The following is a 15,976-nucleotide window of genomic DNA, read 5'->3' on the forward strand; positions in this document are numbered from 1 at the left end:
CATGTACTTCACTGACCGAGGCATCGAGGAGCTCGAGAAGCGCCGGGGTGACGAAGAGGTCACCCTGGCGTGGGTCGCCGACCGGCTGCAGGAGTTCACCGACACCCACCCGGAGTTCGAGACCGCCGTCGAGCGGTTGGCGACGTGGCTGGCCCGGCTGGACGACCCCGACGACTGATCACCCTGCGATCCCGACTGACCTACTCGTTGGTCGAGCCGCGTACTCGTTGGTCGAGCCGCGTACTCGTTGGTCGAGCCTGTCGAGACCCCGGCCTAGCGGGATCGGAGGGTGACCTCGGGGATGGTGACGTCCTCGGGCAGGTCCAGCACGTGCAGGATCGTGGCCGCGACCGACTCCGCCGACATGAATCGGTCGGGGTCGTAGTCGCGTCCCTCCTGCTCGTGCACTCGGGCTTGCATACGGGTCGCCGTACGGCTGGGGAAGACCGTGGTTACCCTGATTCCCCCTTCGGCCTCCTCGGCGCGCAAGGAGTCGGCCAGGGCTCGCAGGCCGGCCTTGGAGGCGGCGTACGCCGACCACGCGGCGTTGGCCACCGACCCGGCGGTGGAGTTGACGAAGACGACGCTTCCCCGGGTACGCCGCAGCGCCGGTAGGCAGTGCCTCGTCAGCAGCGCAGGGGCGACGAGGTTGACGTCGACCTGGCTCCTGATCGCCTCGGGCGCCGAGTCGCCCAACCTCGCCAGCTCGACGACCCCGGCCGCGTGGACGAGGGTGTCGATGCGGCCGGGGAGGTGGGCCTGTCGCATGGCTTCGGGCAGCGAGTCCGTGCGTGCCAGGTCGAGCACCACGAGCCCCGGCTCTGCGAACTCTCCACGCAGCTCCTCCACGCGCTCCTGCGAGCGCACCGGAAGCACGAGTGTGTCACCACGCTCGCGTAGCGCCCGGGCCAGCGCGAGGCCGATCCCGGAACCCGCCCCGGTGATGAGGTGCGTACGGCTCACCGCGTGAAGACGACCTTGCCGAAGAGGTCACCGTGCGCCATCGCCTCGAAGCCGGAACGCGCCTCCGTCATCGGCAGCACCCGGTCGATGAGCGGGCGGGTCCCGGTGGCGTCCAGCATCTGGGTGAGAGCCGCCAGGTCGGCGCGGGTGCCCATCGTGGACCCGATGACCCGCAGTTGCAGGAAGAAGATCCGGGTCAGCTCGGCGTCGGCGAGGTTCGGGCCCGACGTGGTGCCGGAGATGACGATGGCACCACCGGGGCGCAGCGACCGGATCGAGTGCGACCATGTGGCGCGCCCCACCGTCTCCATGACGGCGTCGACCTTGATCGGAAGGCGGGCACCGGACTCGAAGACCTCATGGGCGCCGATCTCCAACGCCCGAGCTCGCTTCGCCTCGTCACGACTCGTGGCGAAGACCTTGAGCCCGGCCGCACGAGCGAGCGTGATCAGAGCGGTGGCCACCCCGCCACCCGCACCCTGCACGAGCACGGAGTCGCCGGCCTTGAGGCCGCCCTGGGTGAAGAGCATCCGATAGGCAGTCAGCCACGCCGTCGGCAGGCAGGCGGCCTCCTCGAAGGAGAGGCTCGCGGGCTTGGCGATCACGTTGCGCAGCGGCACGGTCACCTGGTCGGCGAACGTGCCCTGGTGCCGCTCGGAGAGCAGTGACCGCGTGGGATCGAGGGTCTCGTCACCCGACCAGTTGGGATCGCTGATGACCGCATGCACGATCACTTCGTTGCCGTCGGCGTCGATCCCGGCTGCATCGCAGCCCAGAATCATCGGCAACGACTCCTGCTTCAGACCGACACCGCGCAGCGACCAGAGGTCGTGGTGGTTGAGAGAGGCGGCCTTGACGGTGACGGTGGTCCAACCCTGGGGCGCCACCGGGTCGGGGCGCTCGCCCACGACCAGGCCGCTCAGCGGGTCTTCGGTGGAGAACTTATCGGCGTAGACAGCGAACATACGCCGAGGTTAGCGGGTGGACGTCGACTGGTCAGCGACGTGCGACACCATCTCGACGTGCAGCCTCGGCAACAGCCGTGGCCACCGCGACGCCGACCCGCGGGTCGAACGGGGACGGGATGACCAGCTCCTCGCACAGGGCCTCGCCGACCAGGTCGGCCAGCGCGTCGGCCGCAGCCAGCTTCATGCCCTCGGTGATCGCCGTGGCGTGCACGTCGAAGGCTCCGCGGAAGATCCCCGGGAAGGCGAGCACGTTGTTGATCTGGTTGGGGAAGTCCGAACGGCCCGTGGCGACCACGCGGGCGTGACGGTGGGCCACGTCGGGGTGCACTTCGGGCATCGGGTTGGCGAGGCCGAAGATGATCGCGTCGTCGGCCATGGTCGCCACGACCTCCTCCGGAACGGTGCCACCGGAGACTCCGATGTAGACGTCGGCGCCCACCATCACGTCGGCCAGCGTCCCCTTGCGGCCGAAGTTGTCCGCGGTGTCGCGCGCCAGGTCGGCCTTGACAGGGGTGAGGTCGGAGCGCTCGGAGTTGAGCACACCCTGCCGGTCGGTGACCGCGATGTCCTTGATGCCGGCCTCGAGGAGGATCCGGGTGACGGCCACGCCCGCCGCGCCGGCACCGGAGATGACGACGCGCGTCAGGGCCGGGTCACGCTCGGTGAGCTTGAGCGCGTTCTTCAACGCAGCCAGCGCCACCACTGCGGTGCCGTGCTGGTCGTCGTGGAAGACGGGGATGTCGAGACGTTCCTTGAGGCGCTCCTCGATCTCGAAGCAGCGCGGGGCGGAGATGTCCTCGAGGTTGATGCCACCGAACGACGGCGCCAGCCGGACCACGGTCTCGATGATCTCGTCGGTGTCGGTGGTGTCGAGGCAGATCGGAACGGCGTCGACGTTGCCGAACTGCTTGAAGAGGACTGCCTTGCCCTCCATCACCGGCATCGCGGCCGGCGCACCGATGTCACCCAGGCCGAGCACCGCCGTACCGTCGGTGACCACGGCGACCGTGTTGGGCACCCAGGTGTAGTGACGGGTGTTCTCCGGGTCCTCCGCGATCGCCTCACACACACGGGCGACACCAGGGGTGTAGGCGAGGCTGAGTACCTCTGCGCTGTCGAGCTCCACGGTCGAACGGATCCGCATCTTGCCACCGAGGTGGAGGTCGAAGACCGGGTCTCCGGCGAAGGGATGAGTCGTGGCTTGCTCGGACGTGGAGGTCATCAGGCGCTTTCAGTTCACGGGGCGGGTGGACGTGGGGCCCGTCGCGAGAACACGCATGTCTGGCGTGGGTGAACGAGCGGAACCAAGGGGGTCTTCCCGAGCCTCCATTGTTTCACATCGAGCCACGTCGAGGTCGCCTGGGCCACACCGCGGGTGGCCAGATCCGTCCCCGGACCACGGCCAGTACGTCGGCGCTCGCCACCACGCCCCGGTGCCGGGAGTCGACACCCTCGGCCGGGTTGTCGCTGAGCAGCCACCACCCAGGCTCGCCGGTACGCGTGCGCCGCGCCTCGCTGGCCCGCTTCACGACCACTGTCCCGTCGATGAACCGTGCCACGACGAGTTCACCGGCGTGGACCTCGGCGCCGTGCTGCACCAGGAGACGCTCGCCGGCGCGCAGGGTCGGCTCCATCGAGCGGCCCCGCACCACCGCGAATCCCCAACGCTGACGCGGCCGGGCGCCCTGCACGCGTTCTCCCATACGGAGTAGTGTCGCACCGAGAACACCGATCCCATCCTCAGGAGGAAGCCAAGCATGCTTGCGCGTCTGTTCGCCCCCACGCTCGAGGTCCAGGCCCACTGCGACCTTCCCTGCGGTGTCTACGACCCCGCTCAGGCCCGCATCGAGGCCGAATCCATCAAGGCCCTCATCGGCAAGGTCGCCGACAACGACGACCCGGACTTCCGCACCCGCGCCGTCCTGATCAAGGAAGAGCGCTCCGAGCTGGTCAAGCACCACCTCTGGGTGCTGTGGACCGACTACTTCAAGCCCCCGCACTTCGAGGCCTACCCGCAGCTCCACACGCTGATCAACGAGGCCACGAAGCTCGCCGGTGCCGGCGGCACCAAGGGCACCCTCGACGCAGAGGTGGCCGACCAGCTGCTCGCCAAGATCGACGAGATCGCCGAGATCTTCTGGGCGACCAAGAAGGGCTGACGAAGTCAGCCCAGCTTGGGAGTGGGTGGTGCGGCGCGCCAGCGACGAACCACCGGGGAAACCCGGCTGACGAAGTCAGGCACTCTCGTTAGAGCTTCTCGCCAGCGGCGGTGGACGTCCAACCGGACATCCACCGCCGCTGGTGCATTTCCCGACGGCGTGAGTCGCTATGTTGGTGCGCATGTCTCCCGATGCCGAGCTGCGCCTGCCTGCCGAGGCCGCCTACGTCTCCGTCCTCCGCGCCACGGCGGTGAGCCTGGCCGCCCGGCTCGACTTCACCGTCGATGACCTCGAGGACCTGAAGATGGCGGTCAGCGAGGCTGCGAGCCTGGTGCTCGACCAGGCCGAGGCCGACGGGAGCCTCGACGCCGCCTTCTTCTTCGGGGCCGGCCGGCTCACGGTGACGGTCGGTGCGCGGACAGCCCACCCCGCCCCGGTGCCGCGGGACGACTTCGCCTGGCAGTTGTTGTCCGCACTCACGGTGGATGCCGGCGGCGAGACGACGGAGGACGCCGTCTCGGTGACCTTCACCATCGTCTCCCTGGCCTCGGCCTGAGGCGGCCTGATGACTGAGGAGACCGGAAGCCCCCGGAGAGCCCGTTGGCAGCGGTCAAGGCCGCCAGCGCAGCTCTCTTCGCCCAACTCGGCGATGCCGAGCAGGAGCACCGACATGAGGTGGTACGCCACGAGCTCATCCAGCTCCACCTGCCGCTGGTGGACCACTGCGCCCGACGCTTCCGCAACCGCGGAGAGCCCTATGAAGACCTCGTCCAGGTCGGCACCATCGGCCTGATCAAGGCGGTCGATCGCTTCGACACCGAGCGGGGTGTGGAGTTCTCCACCTACGCGACGCCGACGATCATCGGTGAGATCAAGCGCTACTTCCGTGACAAGGGGTGGGCGATCCGGGTGCCCCGCCGCCTGCAGGAACTCCGGATGCGGATCAGCGGCACCACGGCCGAACTGACCCAGAGCCTGGGCCGTTCCCCCACGGCGAGCGAGCTCGCCGAGGCGATCGGCTGCTCCGTGGAGGACGTGGTCGACGGCCTCGAGTCGGGCAACGCCTATTCGACGCTCTCCCTGGACGCTGGCGACAGCTCCGACGACGGCACCCTCACCATGCTCGACACGTTGGGCGTGCAGGACGACGGGTTGGAGAACGTAGAGCTGAGGGAGTCACTCAAACCGCTCCTGGCCGCGCTGCCTCCGCGGGAGAAGAACATCCTCATGCTGCGGTTCTTCAAGAACATGACGCAGTCCCAGATCGCCACCGAGGTGGGCATCAGCCAGATGCACGTCTCGCGACTGCTGACCCGCACGATCGCGCACCTGCGCGAGGCGATGGAACAGGGCTGAGACCAGGGACCACGCGCCCCCGGTTCAAGCCTCTTCGTCGGAGAGGTAGTCGATGCTCTGCGGATGCAGCAACCCGATCAGGACGATCACTCCGACGGTGACGAGCGCCGCGGAGACCGCCGTGGTGTTGCCGCCCCGGAAGCTCCAGGCCACGCCGAAGCCGATCAGCTGGGTGAGCACCACGGGGCTGCGCGCCCAGGACGACCCGTTGCGCAGCGCCACGGCGCAGACGATGAGCCCGACCCCGCAGAGGAGGAACCAGGCCGCCGTGGTCAGCCCCATCACCCATCGGCCGCTCGCGGTGTTGACCAGCTCGAGAACGGCGTAGCCGACCAGCAGGAGGCCCTCGATCGCGGCGAGGGAGAGGGCGACAACCAGTGGCGCGGGCGGGGCGACTGCGGGACGATTCACGGGTCAGAGGCTATCTGTGACGAAAGTGACCATCGGAAGGGGTTGTCTCCCGGCCGTTATCTTGCGAGATTAGTCCGTGCGCCTGCGACGGTGATTCTGTCTGCCCGCGCCACCCCGTTCTTGATCGTGTCCACTTCCGTGGACCACCACACCCGCTACAGAGGGAGTTCCCCGGCCATGGATTGGCGCCATCGTTCCGCATGCCTCGACGAGGACCCGGAGCTGTTCTTCCCGATCGGCAACACCGGTCCGGCCATCCTCCAGATCGAGGAGGCCAAGCAGGTGTGTCGTCGCTGCGACGTACGCGAGCAGTGCCTCGCCTGGGCGCTCGAGGCGGGGCAGGACCACGGTGTCTGGGGCGGTCTCGGCGAGGACGAGCGCCGCGCATTGAAGCGCCGCAACGCCCGCGCCCGCGTGCGGACCGCCTGAGTCCCACCCACCGGGATCCCCAGGTCCCTAGTTCACCGGAAGATCGAGCGAGACCCGCGTGCCGTGCTCAAGCGGCGGGTGGGCAGGCTCGATCGTCAGGAGGCCGCCGAGTTCCGACTCGACGAGCGTCCTGACGATCGAAAGCCCGAGACTGGTGCTGCTGTCGAGGTCGAACCCGTCCGGCAGTCCGCAGCCGTCGTCCTCGAGCACCAGGTGCAACCGACCGACGAGTCGGTCCGCGACCAAGCGGATGCGTCCACTGTCGCCGTCGACATAACCGTGCTCGACGGCGTTCTGCAGCACCTCGGTGATCACCATGGCGAGCGCGGTGGCGGTCTCCGACGGGAGTACGCCGACGTTGCCGACCCGCTCAACGCGCACCTGCTCGCCCACGGTGCTCACATCGGTCACCATGTGGCCGAGCCGTTCGACGATCTCGTCGAAGTCGACGTTCTCCTCGACGGCCTGGCTCAGGGTCTCGTGCACGATCGCGATGGAACCGACGCGGCGTACGGCCTCTTCGAGCGCGCTCCGCGCATCGGGGTTGTTCATCCGCCGCGCCTGCAGGCGCAGCAGCGCGGCGACCGTCTGCAGGTTGTTCTTCACCCGGTGGTGGATCTCGCGGATGGTGGCGTCCTTGGTGACCAGCTCACGATCGCGACGACGGAGATCGGTGACGTCGCGCAGCAGCACGAGGGCGCCGGAGTAGTCGCCGGTCGGCCGCAGCGGAATCGAGCGGGCGATGAGGCTGACCCCGTCGGCGTCGATCTCGGTGTCGAGGTGCGCACGTCCCCCCAGCACCGCGCTGAGGGTCTCCTCGTCGGGACGCAGCTTCGGGGGCACCAGCTGACGGGTGAGATCGGCCAGCACGTGGCCACTGAGGTCCCCCGTGTGCCCGAGCTTGCGATAGACGCTCTGCGCGTTGGGCGAGGCATAGCTGACCTGCCCCGCCGCATCGATGCGGACGAAGCCGTCACCCACCCGCGGGGTGTCGGCGTGGGCACTGCGTGCCGCCGTGCTCGGGAAACCGCCCCGTTCGATCATGCGGTTGAGCTCGGAGGCGGCCTCGAGGTAGGCCAGCTCCAGCTGGCTGGGCGTGCGTACGCCGAGCAGGTTGGTGTTGCGGGCCACCACAGCGATCACGCGCTCGCCCCGGCGCACCGGGATCGTCTCGACGCGCACCGGGATGTCGGAGCGCCACTCCGGGTCACCTTCACGCACGGAACGGCCGTGCTCGTAGGCGCGGCGGAGCATGTGGTCCTCGTTCCAGGCGACGAACGTGCCCACCACGTCGTCGTGCAGCGCCGTGGGCCCCGTGGTCGGACGCATCTGGCCGGCGGCCCAGAAGCCGGACCGATCTCGATCGGGCAGCCAGAGCACGAGGTCGGCGAAGGCGAGGTCGGCGATGATCTGCCAGTCGGCGGTGAGCCGGTGCAGCCAGTCGACGTCGTCGGCATCCAGATCCGTGCGGGACTCCACGATGTCGTCCAGGTTCGCCATGGAGTCAGCATAGGAGTGGAGGGCCGCGGCCGCGCTGGCGCATCGGGCTTTCGCTTCCGACCCCGGATGCTGGCAAACTGGGGGTATGGCATCGGGCTACTGGGACCAGGTGAGAGCCAGCGGGCTCGAGGTTCCTCCCGACCGTCCCCTCGACGACCTCACCGCGGAACTCACCGCGATGCTGGGCAGCACCGACCCGCTGCGCCGTGACCGCACCGCCTATGAGGTCCTGGCCGGCTGGATCAGCCGCGGCGTCTACGACGACCTCCTCCCGGGGTTGGGCGACGGCATGGTGGCCGGCCTGCGCGCCGGTGTCGGCGAGGCGGGCACCGACAGTGTCTTCCGCCGCAGTTTCTCCGCGTTGGTGCTCACCGAGTGCCTCGAACGCGACAACCGCGCCAACATCCTCACCCCGGACCGGGTGCTCACCTGGGGCGACCGGATCGCGGCATGGCTCCTCGACGAGCGCGACACCCGTGGCTTCGTGAAGGGCAAGGGCTGGGCCCACGCGCTGGCTCACGGCGCCGACGCCATCTCGGCGCTCGCCGACTCGACCCATGTCGAGCTCACCGAGCTCACCGTGCTGCTGGACGTGCTCGGCGAGCGGGTACTGATCCCCCGGGCCTCTCGCTGGAGGCGGGCGAGGCCGACCGCTTGGCTGCCGCAGCGCTGCGCATCCTGCAGCGCGACGTCGTCCCGATGGAGCTGTTCGAGCCTTGGGCCCAGCGCATCGCCGATGCCGCGAGGCCCGCGCTGGAGGACGACAACCCCTATCCCCTCACCCTGCTCCCCCAGGCCTTCCTGCGCTCGCTCCACCTGCAGCTGTCGGTGGGCAACAAACGGCCGCGCGACCGCGCCGACCAACTGCTCGTGCTGGTCGATGCCCTGCGCTTCAGCAACCCGACGCACCTGGCTGCCCGCAGGCACTGACGCGCCAGCGTTGTCCCTGAGGGGTTGCGACTCCCCGTAGTGTGAGTCGTATGATCGACATCACATCGTCCGAGTCCACGCTGACGGGGCACGCCGGCGAGCACGCCGTCGCCGTGGCCCGCGCGCACGGCGTGGAGCACATGTTCACCCTCTCCGGGGCCCACGTCTTCCCGATGTACGACGGAGCGGTGAAGGCCGATCCGCCGATGCGCCTGGTCGACGTCCGCCACGAGCAGACCGCCGCCTTCGCAGCCGAGGCCACCGGCAAGTTGACCCGCACCCCCGGACTGGCGGTGCTGACCGCAGGTCCCGGTGTCACCAACGGCGTGAGCGCGATCGCACAGGCGCAGTTCGCCGGGTCGCCGATGGTCGTCGTGGGCGGCCGCGCACCTGCGAACCGCTGGGGCACGGGCTCCTTGCAGGAGCTCGACCAGCCCCGATCCTGGCCCCGGTCTCGAAACTCGCCCGGACGCTGCCGACCGCGGCGGACGTCGCCGCCGGCATGGACGAGGCCTTCACCGTCGCAGGCTCCTCCCACCGGGGACCGGTCTTCGTCGACGTGCCGATGGATGAGCTCTTCAACACGGCGGAGACGCGCCTCGCCACTGCCCCGACCCGGGTGCGGGAGACACCCGACGCCGACGCCATCGATGCGATCGCCCGCCTGGTCGCCTCTGCCGAGCGACCGGTGCTGGTCCTGGGCACCGACGTATGGGCCGACGGCGCCGACGAAGCTGCCCTGGCGCTCGTCGAGTCGATCGGCATCCCGGCGATCACCAACGGCATGGGCCGTGGCGTGATCCCCGGCGGCCACCCGCTGTTGGTCACCAAGGCGCGCGGTCAGGCACTGGGCACCAGCGACCTCGTCGTCGTGGTCGGCACTCCGCTCGACTTCCGCCTCTCCTACGGGTCCTTCGGGGGCAAGGACGGAGCCCCGCTCACCCGCGTGGTGCACCTGGCCGACTCCGCCGGTCAGGTGAGCCACCATGCCCACCTCGCGGGCTGGGCGCACGGCGATCTCGCCCTCGTCCTGACCGACCTGGGACACGCCGTCGACCGGATCGGGCCGCGTGACTGGACACCGTGGCGCACCGCGCTGCAGGAGACGGTCGCGGCGACGGCGGCTCGAGACGCGGAACTGCTCGGCGCCACGGCCGACCCCGTGCACCCGGCCCGCATCTACGGCGAACTGGTGCCTCGGCTCGAGGACGACGCCGTGGTTATCGGCGACGGCGGCGACTTCGTCAGCTTCGCCGGCAAGTTCATCGAGCCCAAGCGCCCCGGTGGCTGGCTCGACCCCGGACCCTACGGCTGCCTCGGGGCGGGGCTCGGTGCGGCCATGGCCGCGCGCCTGGTGCGTCCGTCCTCGCAGGTGGTGCTGCTGCTGGGCGACGGCGCAGCCGGGTTCTCACTCATGGACGTCGACTCCCTGGTGCGCCAGAACCTTCCCGTCGTGATGATCTGCGGCAACAACTCCGCCTGGGGGCTGGAGAAGGGCCCCATGCAGATGCTCTACGGCTACGACGTCGCAGCCGACCTGGCACCCCAGACGTCGTACGACGGGGTGGTGCGTTCGTTGGGCGGCGCGGGTGAGACGGTGACCGACCCCAAGCAGATCGGTCCGGCCATCGACCGCGCCTTTGCCTCGGGGGTGCCCTACCTGGTCAACGTGATCACCGACGTCAACGCCGCCTACCCGCGGAGCACGTTCGGGATCTGATCAGGCCCAGTAGGTCCGGGCCGCGTTCTGACCCCAGAACCTGGCCCGGTCCTCCTTCGCGGCCGAGCCCACCACCTCGTCGAGCGTCGCGAGCAGCTGGCCGTGGGTGCCTGCCATGGTCTCGATCGGGAGGTTGGAGCCGAAGGCGACCCGGTCCCAGCCGAGGTGCTCGATCGCGAACTCCAGCCACGGCCGCAGCGTCGGTACCGAGAGGTCCATCGTGGTCATCCCCAACCCGGACAGCTTGCACAGGTGCGGGGTGGATGAGGCGAAGTCCCTCATCGCTCCCTCCCAGCCGGTGCGCGCGTCGTCGTCGGTGCCGACCGGCCAGCCGGTGTGCTCCAGCACCACCCGCAGCTCGGGGTACCGCTCCAACTCGCTCAACCAGGAACGCATCGCAGGCGGGCTGGTCACGAGGTCGAAGACCAGACCGCGCTCCTGCAGCCAACCGAGCACGAGATCGGCAGCTGGGCTGCCGGGCTCGAGACCGTCGAGGACACGTAGTCCCCGCAGCCGGACCGTGGCGGCCTGGGTCTCCAGGTCGGCGAGCAGCTCGGTGCGCTCCAGCGTGGGGTCGACGGTGGCAACGATCGCGAGGTCGAGGTCGTGTTCCTCCGCGAACCGGTCCACCCAGGCCGTCTCCTCCACGTAGGCCCGGGGCTTGGTGGTTGCCGAGACATGGACGAAGGCATCAACCGGGCGATCGGTGCCCTGCCGGTAGTCCTCGAGCGAGAAGTCGGCGTAGAGGCCCGGGACGCCGATGGCTTCCCCCAGACCTTGAGGCCCGGGTACCAGTCACGGTCGGTGACATTGATCAGGTGCATGTGCGCGTCGACGGTCTTCATGGTTCTCCTCGTGCTGGTCGCTAGTTCATGGTGATGCCACCGGAGACGCTGAGCGTCTGCCCGGTGACATAGCTGGATTCCGGCCCGAGCAGCCAGGCGATGTTGGCGGCCACGTCGTCCGGGGACGCCAACCTGCGCAGCGGGATCGCCCTGGTCAGCCGGGCCAGGTAGTCCGGGTCCTCCCGGGTGAGCTGTTCGGACATCTCGCCGGCGATCGGCCCGGGGCTCACCACGTTGACCCGGGTGCCGTGCCGGGCCAGCTCACGGGCCAACGACTTGGCGGCACCCATCAGCGCCGCCTTCGTGGCGGCGTACACGACCTCGCCACCGGCGCCGGCGCGCGCGAGTCGGAGCCGACGAAGACGACACTGGCGCCCGCCTCCCGCAACGCTGGGAGCAATGCCCGAGTCAGCAGCAACGGGCCCCGCTGGTTGACGCGGTAGAGCAGGTCCCAGGTCGCCGGGTCGGAGTCGGCCAGTGGCGTGATCTGGGCAAGGCCGGCACAGTGCACCAATCCGAACGTGGCCGGCTCCAGCTCCGCCCGGAGCCCCAGCACCGCCTCGGCCAGGGACTCGACGCTTGCGTCGTCCGCCAGGTCGACGTGGGCGCCACTCGCCCCGGGCAGGTGGTGCGAGGCGAGCTCCCCGGCCGGTTGTCGGCCGCGATCACCCGATCTCCTCGGGCGACGAGCTGGCGGACCACGGCCCTGCCGACGTCGCCGGCCGCCCCGGTCACGAGGACCAGGCCCGCGCCGGTCACCACGACTTGAGGGTGGGCAGGACCTCGGCCGCGAACTTGCGCAGGCTCTCGATGCCCTCGGTACGCAGGTCCACACCCGGGTGCGGGCCGAAGAGCACCAGGTCGGTGAGGCCCAGGTCCTTGACGAAGGGCTCGAGCACCGCGAGAACCGTGTCGGCATCACCGATCAGCTCGTTGGCCCGATAGGTGTCCGCCGAGGGCTCGAGTCCGTAGTCGAGGTCCGGGTCGCCGAACTCCGACCGGATCCGCCGGTAGTAGTCCCAACGCTCGAAGTAGAGGTGCTGGTTGCGCTCCCACACCGCTTCGGGATCCTCGTCGGTGACGGTGATGCTCCACGGGTTGGAGACCCGGGTGGAGCCCGGCTCGTGGCCGGCCTCGGCCAGTGCCGCGTGATAGGCCTCGTGGACCTCCGGGTCCACGGAAGCTCCCGCCAGGTTGGCGCCGTGTCGACCGGCACGGGCAGCCGCAGCCGGAGTCGTGGCCGCCACCCACAACGGCGGGTGGGGCTCCTGGAGCGGGGTGGGCTGCACCTGGAGCCCGGGGATCTGGAAGTACTTGCCGTCGTGGTCGACCGGTTGACCGGACCAGCCACGCTTCAGCAACTCGATGGTCTCCTCCATCCGGGAGGGACGGGTACGCGGGTTGAGGCCGAAGGCGACGTACTCCGCCACCCGGTGGCCGCTGCCGATGCCCACGTCGAGGCGGCCGCCCGAGAGCCGGTCGAGCACCGCCGTCTCCTGCGCCAGTGCCAGCGGGTGGTGCAGCGGGGCGACGTAGATGTAGGAGCCGATCCGGGCCGTGCTGGTGCGGCTGACCAGCTGGGAGAGGAAGATGGGGATCGACGGCGCATAGCCGTCCTCGCTGAAGAAGTGCTCCTGGACCAGCAGCGAGTCGAAGCCGAGCTCCTCTGCTTGTTCGAAGGTCCACAGGCAGTCCTCCCACAGGTCCGTCCACGACTGGTCGCGGTGGGGTGACGCCTTCATCTCCAGCGTGAGGCCGACGCGCATGCTCGCTCCTTCGTTCGGGACCTCCATCGTGGGGTCGAACGGGGGCATGACACCAACACCAAAGCAGGCACTGATCTAGTATCTCGACATGATGGATCTCTCGCTGCGCGACCTCGAGTACGTCGCGACCATCGCCCGCGAGCGCAACATCACCCGGGCCGCGGCCGCCCTCACCATGGCCCAACCGGCACTGAGCCAGTCACTGCAACGGATCGAACGCCGCTTGGGGGTTCGGCTCTTCGACCGCACCAGCCGCCAGGTCACGCCCACAGCCGCCGGCGAGGTGCTCGCCGACCGCGCAGCCGAGATCCTCGACCAGGTGCGCAGCGCCGTCCGGGACACCCGGCGTGCCGGTGGCTTGCCCGAGGTGCTGCGGATCCACGTGAGCGAGCCGTCGTTGCTCACGCCACGGAGGATCCTGGCTGCCGCTCGCGCCCACGTGCCGGCGGCGGCGATCCACCAGACGACCCTCCCCGCGAGGACGTCGCCGCCCAGCTGCTGGACGGCACCCTTGCCCTTGCCATCGCCGGGCGGATCCGCGGACAGGGCCTGCGGAGCACCCGGGTGCGCGAGGAACGGCTCGGCGCTCTCGTCGGTGCCGCACACCCCCTTGCCGCACAGGACCGCCTCACGCCTGCAGACCTCCGGCCCTACCCACTGCTCTCGATCGACCAGACGATGAGCTCGTGGAACACCTGGGTGACCAGCTACCTGGCCGATGCCGGCCTGGAACCCACGTGGACGCGAGAGGTGACCTTCGGACTCAGCACGGGCAGCGACGTCCTCTCGGACCAGCGGACCGTGCTGCTCACCTTGGAGTCGGTGAGCCGCGACTACCTCGACGGCCTGGTGTGGCGGCCGATGACGCCGGTCCGGATGGTTCCGTGGTACCTGACCTACCGCGTCGACGACGCAGCCGACAACCCGGTGGTCGCCACCGTGCTGCGAGTCGTGGAACGGCTCGCGATCGACCAAGGCTGGCGCCCCGCGATCGACTGACCGATCGAGTGACCCCGTCCCCGATCAGCCTGCGAGGCGAGCCAGGAACCGCTCGGCGTCGACCACGACGCGCGTGACCTCACCGGAACCGACAAGCTTGCTCCCCATCCGCGCGGAGACCGTGAACCGCACCAGCTTGGGCTCGGTGTAGACCGCGGTCACCTCGACACTCACCTCGGCCCCGATCCTGCTGGCGGCCAGGTGCTCCAGCGACACCCGGGTACCGACGCTCGTGCGACCGTCGGCCAGGAGCGGTTCGATGGCGGTGCAGGTGACGGCCTCACACCAGGCGAGGAGTCGCGGGGTGGCGAGCACTGGGAGGCTCCCCGAGCCCACTGCCTCGGCGGTGTCGGCGTCGGTCACGGTGAAGGTCCGGGTCGCGGTCAGGTCAGCCATGGTCATGAAAATGCCAGAACCCCCGAGCCCGTGGGGCTGGGGGTCCTGAAATTCTTGCGCAACCTGAAGATCAGGCGTTGGGGCGCTTACCGTGGTTTGCGCCCTTCTTCTTGCGTGCGCGGCGCTTGCGGCCGGTCTTGCCCATGATTCCTCCTGGATCGAACTGCGGCGGTCATTGTCGCAGGAAAACGGCTCTCGCCGCGAATCGGGCCGCCGGACGGACCCCGGTCAGGCCTCGTTGATGCGGACCTGGACCTGACGCAGCTGCACGAGCACCCGCTGGCGGAGACCGTCGGGCGCCTGCTCGGAACACGACCGCGCAACCACCTGCTTGACCGTGAGCTCAAGGTCGTACTTGTGCAGGCACGGGCCGCACTCATCGAGGTGACGGCGTACGTCGGAGCAGTCGGCCTCGTCGAGTTCGTTGTCGATCAGGAAGACGATGCGTTCCAAGTAGTCGGCGCAGTCCTGCGGCTCGGTGCTCATGCCTTGCCCTCCTCGTCGAGGCGGAGCAGGTCGTTGTCGCGCACGTAGTCACTGAGCATGTCGCGCAACTGGCGCCGCCCGCGGTGCAGGCGGGACATGACGGTGCCGATCGGGGTGTCCATGATCTCGGCGATCTCCTTGTAGGGAAAACCCTCAACGTCGGCGAGGTAGACCGCCAGGCGGAACTCCTCCGGAAGTCGCTGCAGCGCGTCCTTGACCTGCGAGTCAGGCAGGTGCTCCAGCGCCTCGGTCTCGGCCGACTTGAGGCCGCTCGAGGTGTGGGACTCCGCGCGGTGCAGTTGCCAGTCCTCGACGTCCTCGGCCATCGACTGCTGCGGTTGCCGCTGCTTCTTGCGGTAGGTGTTGATGAAGGTGTTGGTGAGAATCCTGTAGAGCCAAGCCTTGAGGTTGGTGCCCGGCCGGTATTGATGGAACGCCGAGAACGCCTTGGCGAAGGTCTCCTGCACCAGGTCTTCGGCATCGGCCGGGTTGCGGGTCATCCGCATGGCCGCCGAGTAGAGCTGGTCGAGGTAGGGCATCGCATCGCGCTCGAACCGCGCCGATCGCTGGAGGTCGGTCTCGTTGGCGAGATCGACCTCGCTGAGCTCGACGTCCGTCGTGAGCGGGGTGGTCATGGAATCAGTCATCACCTCCCAGCCTACGGGAGTCCGTGATTCCGGGCGATCCAGAAGTGTGAGCACGTCGGGTGAACAGCCTCGTTCCGGAGTTTGTTCCCCGAGACGACACCTCGTCCCGGCTGGTCCGAGGCTCAGAGGATCTCGCGCTCGAGCCACTCCACCGTCGCCGCGACGATCAGTCCGGCCACCTCGTCGGGCGTGATCGGCGCGCTCTTGGCCACCTTGAACGAGTGGTCGCCGTGCGGCACGGGACACAACTCGGTGTTCTCGAGAACTCCTCAGGTCGACCGAACGGGTTCCTTCTCCCCTGCACCAACAGGGTCCCAACCCTGCCTCAGGCAGCTCACTCCAACCGCGACTTCCTCGATGACGGCACCTGGCGGCAACGTAACGGTTTAACCACGAAGTCC

General features: G+C 69.1%; 21 protein-coding genes and 4 pseudogenes. 10 read left to right on the plus strand and 15 right to left on the minus strand.

Annotated features, from left to right (window positions below):
• Position 1 precedes the first annotated feature (1 nt).
• Entirely contained in the window at positions 2-178 is a 177-nt protein-coding gene (locus tag L1066_RS08145) for a DUF6104 family protein (RefSeq protein WP_192143457.1), read from the plus strand.
• A 95-nt stretch (positions 179-273) separates the two neighbouring features.
• On the opposite strand, the gene L1066_RS08150 is transcribed toward L1066_RS08145, so the two are convergent.
• From L1066_RS08150 to L1066_RS08165, 4 genes are all read right to left on the minus strand, one after another.
• On the minus strand, positions 274-963 hold the full coding sequence (locus L1066_RS08150) for an SDR family oxidoreductase (protein WP_235735872.1): 690 nt from the start codon (positions 961-963) through the stop codon (positions 274-276).
• Positions 960-1,928 (minus strand): zinc-binding dehydrogenase, encoded by a 969-nt coding sequence (locus L1066_RS08155; RefSeq protein ID WP_235735873.1) that lies wholly within the window; start codon positions 1,926-1,928, stop codon positions 960-962. Before L1066_RS08155 ends, L1066_RS08150 begins: the two co-directional genes overlap by 4 nt.
• A gap of 31 nt (positions 1,929-1,959) precedes the next feature.
• Entirely contained in the window at positions 1,960-3,153 is a 1,194-nt protein-coding gene (locus L1066_RS08160) for an NAD(P)-dependent malic enzyme (RefSeq protein WP_235735874.1), read from the minus strand.
• A gap of 112 nt (positions 3,154-3,265) precedes the next feature.
• Complete coding sequence (locus L1066_RS08165; RefSeq protein ID WP_235735875.1) at positions 3,266-3,634, minus strand: S24/S26 family peptidase; 369 nt, start codon at positions 3,632-3,634, stop codon at positions 3,266-3,268.
• Positions 3,635-3,688: 54 nt separating this feature from the next.
• On the opposite strand from L1066_RS08165, the gene sodN reads away from it, so the two are divergent.
• From sodN to L1066_RS08180, 3 genes are all read left to right on the plus strand, one after another.
• Complete coding sequence (gene sodN / locus L1066_RS08170; RefSeq protein ID WP_235735876.1) at positions 3,689-4,090, plus strand: superoxide dismutase, Ni; 402 nt, start codon at positions 3,689-3,691, stop codon at positions 4,088-4,090.
• Between the two features lie 181 nt (positions 4,091-4,271).
• Entirely contained in the window at positions 4,272-4,646 is a 375-nt protein-coding gene (locus tag L1066_RS08175; RefSeq protein WP_235735877.1) for an ATP-binding protein, read from the plus strand.
• Positions 4,647-4,690: 44 nt separating this feature from the next.
• Positions 4,691-5,446, plus strand: coding sequence for an RNA polymerase sigma factor SigF (locus L1066_RS08180; RefSeq protein WP_235735878.1), 756 nt, complete (start codon positions 4,691-4,693; stop codon positions 5,444-5,446).
• Positions 5,447-5,470: 24 nt separating this feature from the next.
• Here L1066_RS08180 and L1066_RS08185 read toward each other — a convergent pair whose 3' ends face one another.
• Positions 5,471-5,857 (minus strand): hypothetical protein, encoded by a 387-nt coding sequence (locus L1066_RS08185; protein WP_235735879.1) that lies wholly within the window; start codon positions 5,855-5,857, stop codon positions 5,471-5,473.
• A gap of 177 nt (positions 5,858-6,034) precedes the next feature.
• Here L1066_RS08185 and L1066_RS08190 point away from each other — a divergent pair, with 177 nt between their 5' ends.
• Positions 6,035-6,286 carry a WhiB family transcriptional regulator gene (locus tag L1066_RS08190; protein ID WP_110208737.1) on the plus strand — a complete coding sequence of 84 codons (252 nt, stop codon included), beginning with the start codon at positions 6,035-6,037 and terminating at the stop codon, positions 6,284-6,286.
• Positions 6,287-6,313: 27 nt separating this feature from the next.
• On the opposite strand, the gene L1066_RS08195 is transcribed toward L1066_RS08190, so the two are convergent.
• Positions 6,314-7,786, minus strand: coding sequence for a sensor histidine kinase (locus L1066_RS08195; RefSeq protein ID WP_235735880.1), 1,473 nt, complete (start codon positions 7,784-7,786; stop codon positions 6,314-6,316).
• A gap of 85 nt (positions 7,787-7,871) precedes the next feature.
• Between L1066_RS08195 and L1066_RS08200 the strand changes: the two genes are divergently transcribed.
• The 3 genes and pseudogenes from L1066_RS08200 to L1066_RS08210 all read left to right on the plus strand — a co-directional run bounded on the left by L1066_RS08200 (position 7,872) and on the right by L1066_RS08210 (position 10,436).
• On the plus strand, positions 7,872-8,756 hold the full coding sequence (locus L1066_RS08200; RefSeq protein ID WP_235735881.1) for a DUF2785 domain-containing protein: 885 nt from the start codon (positions 7,872-7,874) through the stop codon (positions 8,754-8,756).
• Between the two features lie 100 nt (positions 8,757-8,856).
• A pseudogene (locus L1066_RS08205) lies at positions 8,857-9,090 on the plus strand (thiamine pyrophosphate-binding protein); the annotation flags it as partial.
• 68 nt (positions 9,091-9,158) lie between these two features.
• Positions 9,159-10,436: an acetolactate synthase gene (locus L1066_RS08210; protein WP_235735889.1), complete on the plus strand. Its 1,278-nt coding sequence runs from the start codon at positions 9,159-9,161 to the stop codon at positions 10,434-10,436.
• On the opposite strand, the gene L1066_RS08215 is transcribed toward L1066_RS08210, so the two are convergent.
• The 5 genes and pseudogenes from L1066_RS08215 to L1066_RS08225 form a co-directional block, all read right to left on the minus strand.
• The gene (locus tag L1066_RS08215; RefSeq protein WP_312007328.1) at positions 10,437-11,231 is read right to left on the minus strand and encodes an amidohydrolase family protein; all 795 of its coding nucleotides are present in this window, start codon (positions 11,229-11,231) and stop codon (positions 10,437-10,439) included.
• A 70-nt stretch (positions 11,232-11,301) separates the two neighbouring features.
• Positions 11,302-11,571 carry an SDR family NAD(P)-dependent oxidoreductase gene (locus L1066_RS26540; protein WP_283095333.1) on the minus strand — a complete coding sequence of 90 codons (270 nt, stop codon included), beginning with the start codon at positions 11,569-11,571 and terminating at the stop codon, positions 11,302-11,304.
• A pseudogene (locus L1066_RS26545) lies at positions 11,571-11,939 on the minus strand (SDR family NAD(P)-dependent oxidoreductase); the annotation flags it as partial. The gene L1066_RS26540 and the pseudogene L1066_RS26545, both read right to left, overlap by 1 nt.
• Positions 11,924-12,043: pseudogene (locus L1066_RS28510) on the minus strand (NAD-dependent epimerase/dehydratase family protein); the annotation flags it as partial. The pseudogenes L1066_RS26545 and L1066_RS28510, both read right to left, overlap by 16 nt.
• On the minus strand, positions 12,037-13,047 hold the full coding sequence (locus L1066_RS08225) for an LLM class flavin-dependent oxidoreductase (RefSeq protein WP_235735882.1): 1,011 nt from the start codon (positions 13,045-13,047) through the stop codon (positions 12,037-12,039). The gene L1066_RS08225 and the pseudogene L1066_RS28510, both read right to left, overlap by 7 nt.
• Before the next feature lie 91 nt (positions 13,048-13,138).
• On the opposite strand from L1066_RS08225, the pseudogene L1066_RS08230 reads away from it, so the two are divergent.
• A pseudogene (locus tag L1066_RS08230) lies at positions 13,139-13,318 on the plus strand (helix-turn-helix domain-containing protein); the annotation flags it as partial.
• 263 nt (positions 13,319-13,581) lie between these two features.
• Positions 13,582-14,046, plus strand: coding sequence for a LysR substrate-binding domain-containing protein (locus L1066_RS08235; protein WP_235735891.1), 465 nt, complete (start codon positions 13,582-13,584; stop codon positions 14,044-14,046).
• 24 nt (positions 14,047-14,070) lie between these two features.
• Here the strand turns inward: L1066_RS08235 and L1066_RS08240 are convergent, their stop codons facing one another.
• The 4 genes from L1066_RS08240 to L1066_RS08250 form a co-directional block, all read right to left on the minus strand.
• Complete coding sequence (locus tag L1066_RS08240) at positions 14,071-14,442, minus strand: thioesterase family protein (RefSeq protein ID WP_235735883.1); 372 nt, start codon at positions 14,440-14,442, stop codon at positions 14,071-14,073.
• 70 nt (positions 14,443-14,512) lie between these two features.
• Complete coding sequence (locus tag L1066_RS28515) at positions 14,513-14,587, minus strand: 50S ribosomal protein bL37 (RefSeq protein ID WP_369759046.1); 75 nt, start codon at positions 14,585-14,587, stop codon at positions 14,513-14,515.
• A gap of 83 nt (positions 14,588-14,670) precedes the next feature.
• Entirely contained in the window at positions 14,671-14,928 is a 258-nt protein-coding gene (rsrA, locus tag L1066_RS08245; protein WP_235735884.1) for a mycothiol system anti-sigma-R factor, read from the minus strand.
• Positions 14,925-15,575: a sigma-70 family RNA polymerase sigma factor gene (locus tag L1066_RS08250; RefSeq protein ID WP_312007325.1), complete on the minus strand. Its 651-nt coding sequence runs from the start codon at positions 15,573-15,575 to the stop codon at positions 14,925-14,927. Before L1066_RS08250 ends, rsrA begins: the two co-directional genes overlap by 4 nt.
• Between the last annotated feature and the right edge of the window lie 401 nt (positions 15,576-15,976).

It is taken from the genome of Nocardioides alcanivorans, assembly GCF_021555175.1.
GTDB classification, from domain to species: domain Bacteria; phylum Actinomycetota; class Actinomycetes; order Propionibacteriales; family Nocardioidaceae; genus Nocardioides; species Nocardioides alcanivorans.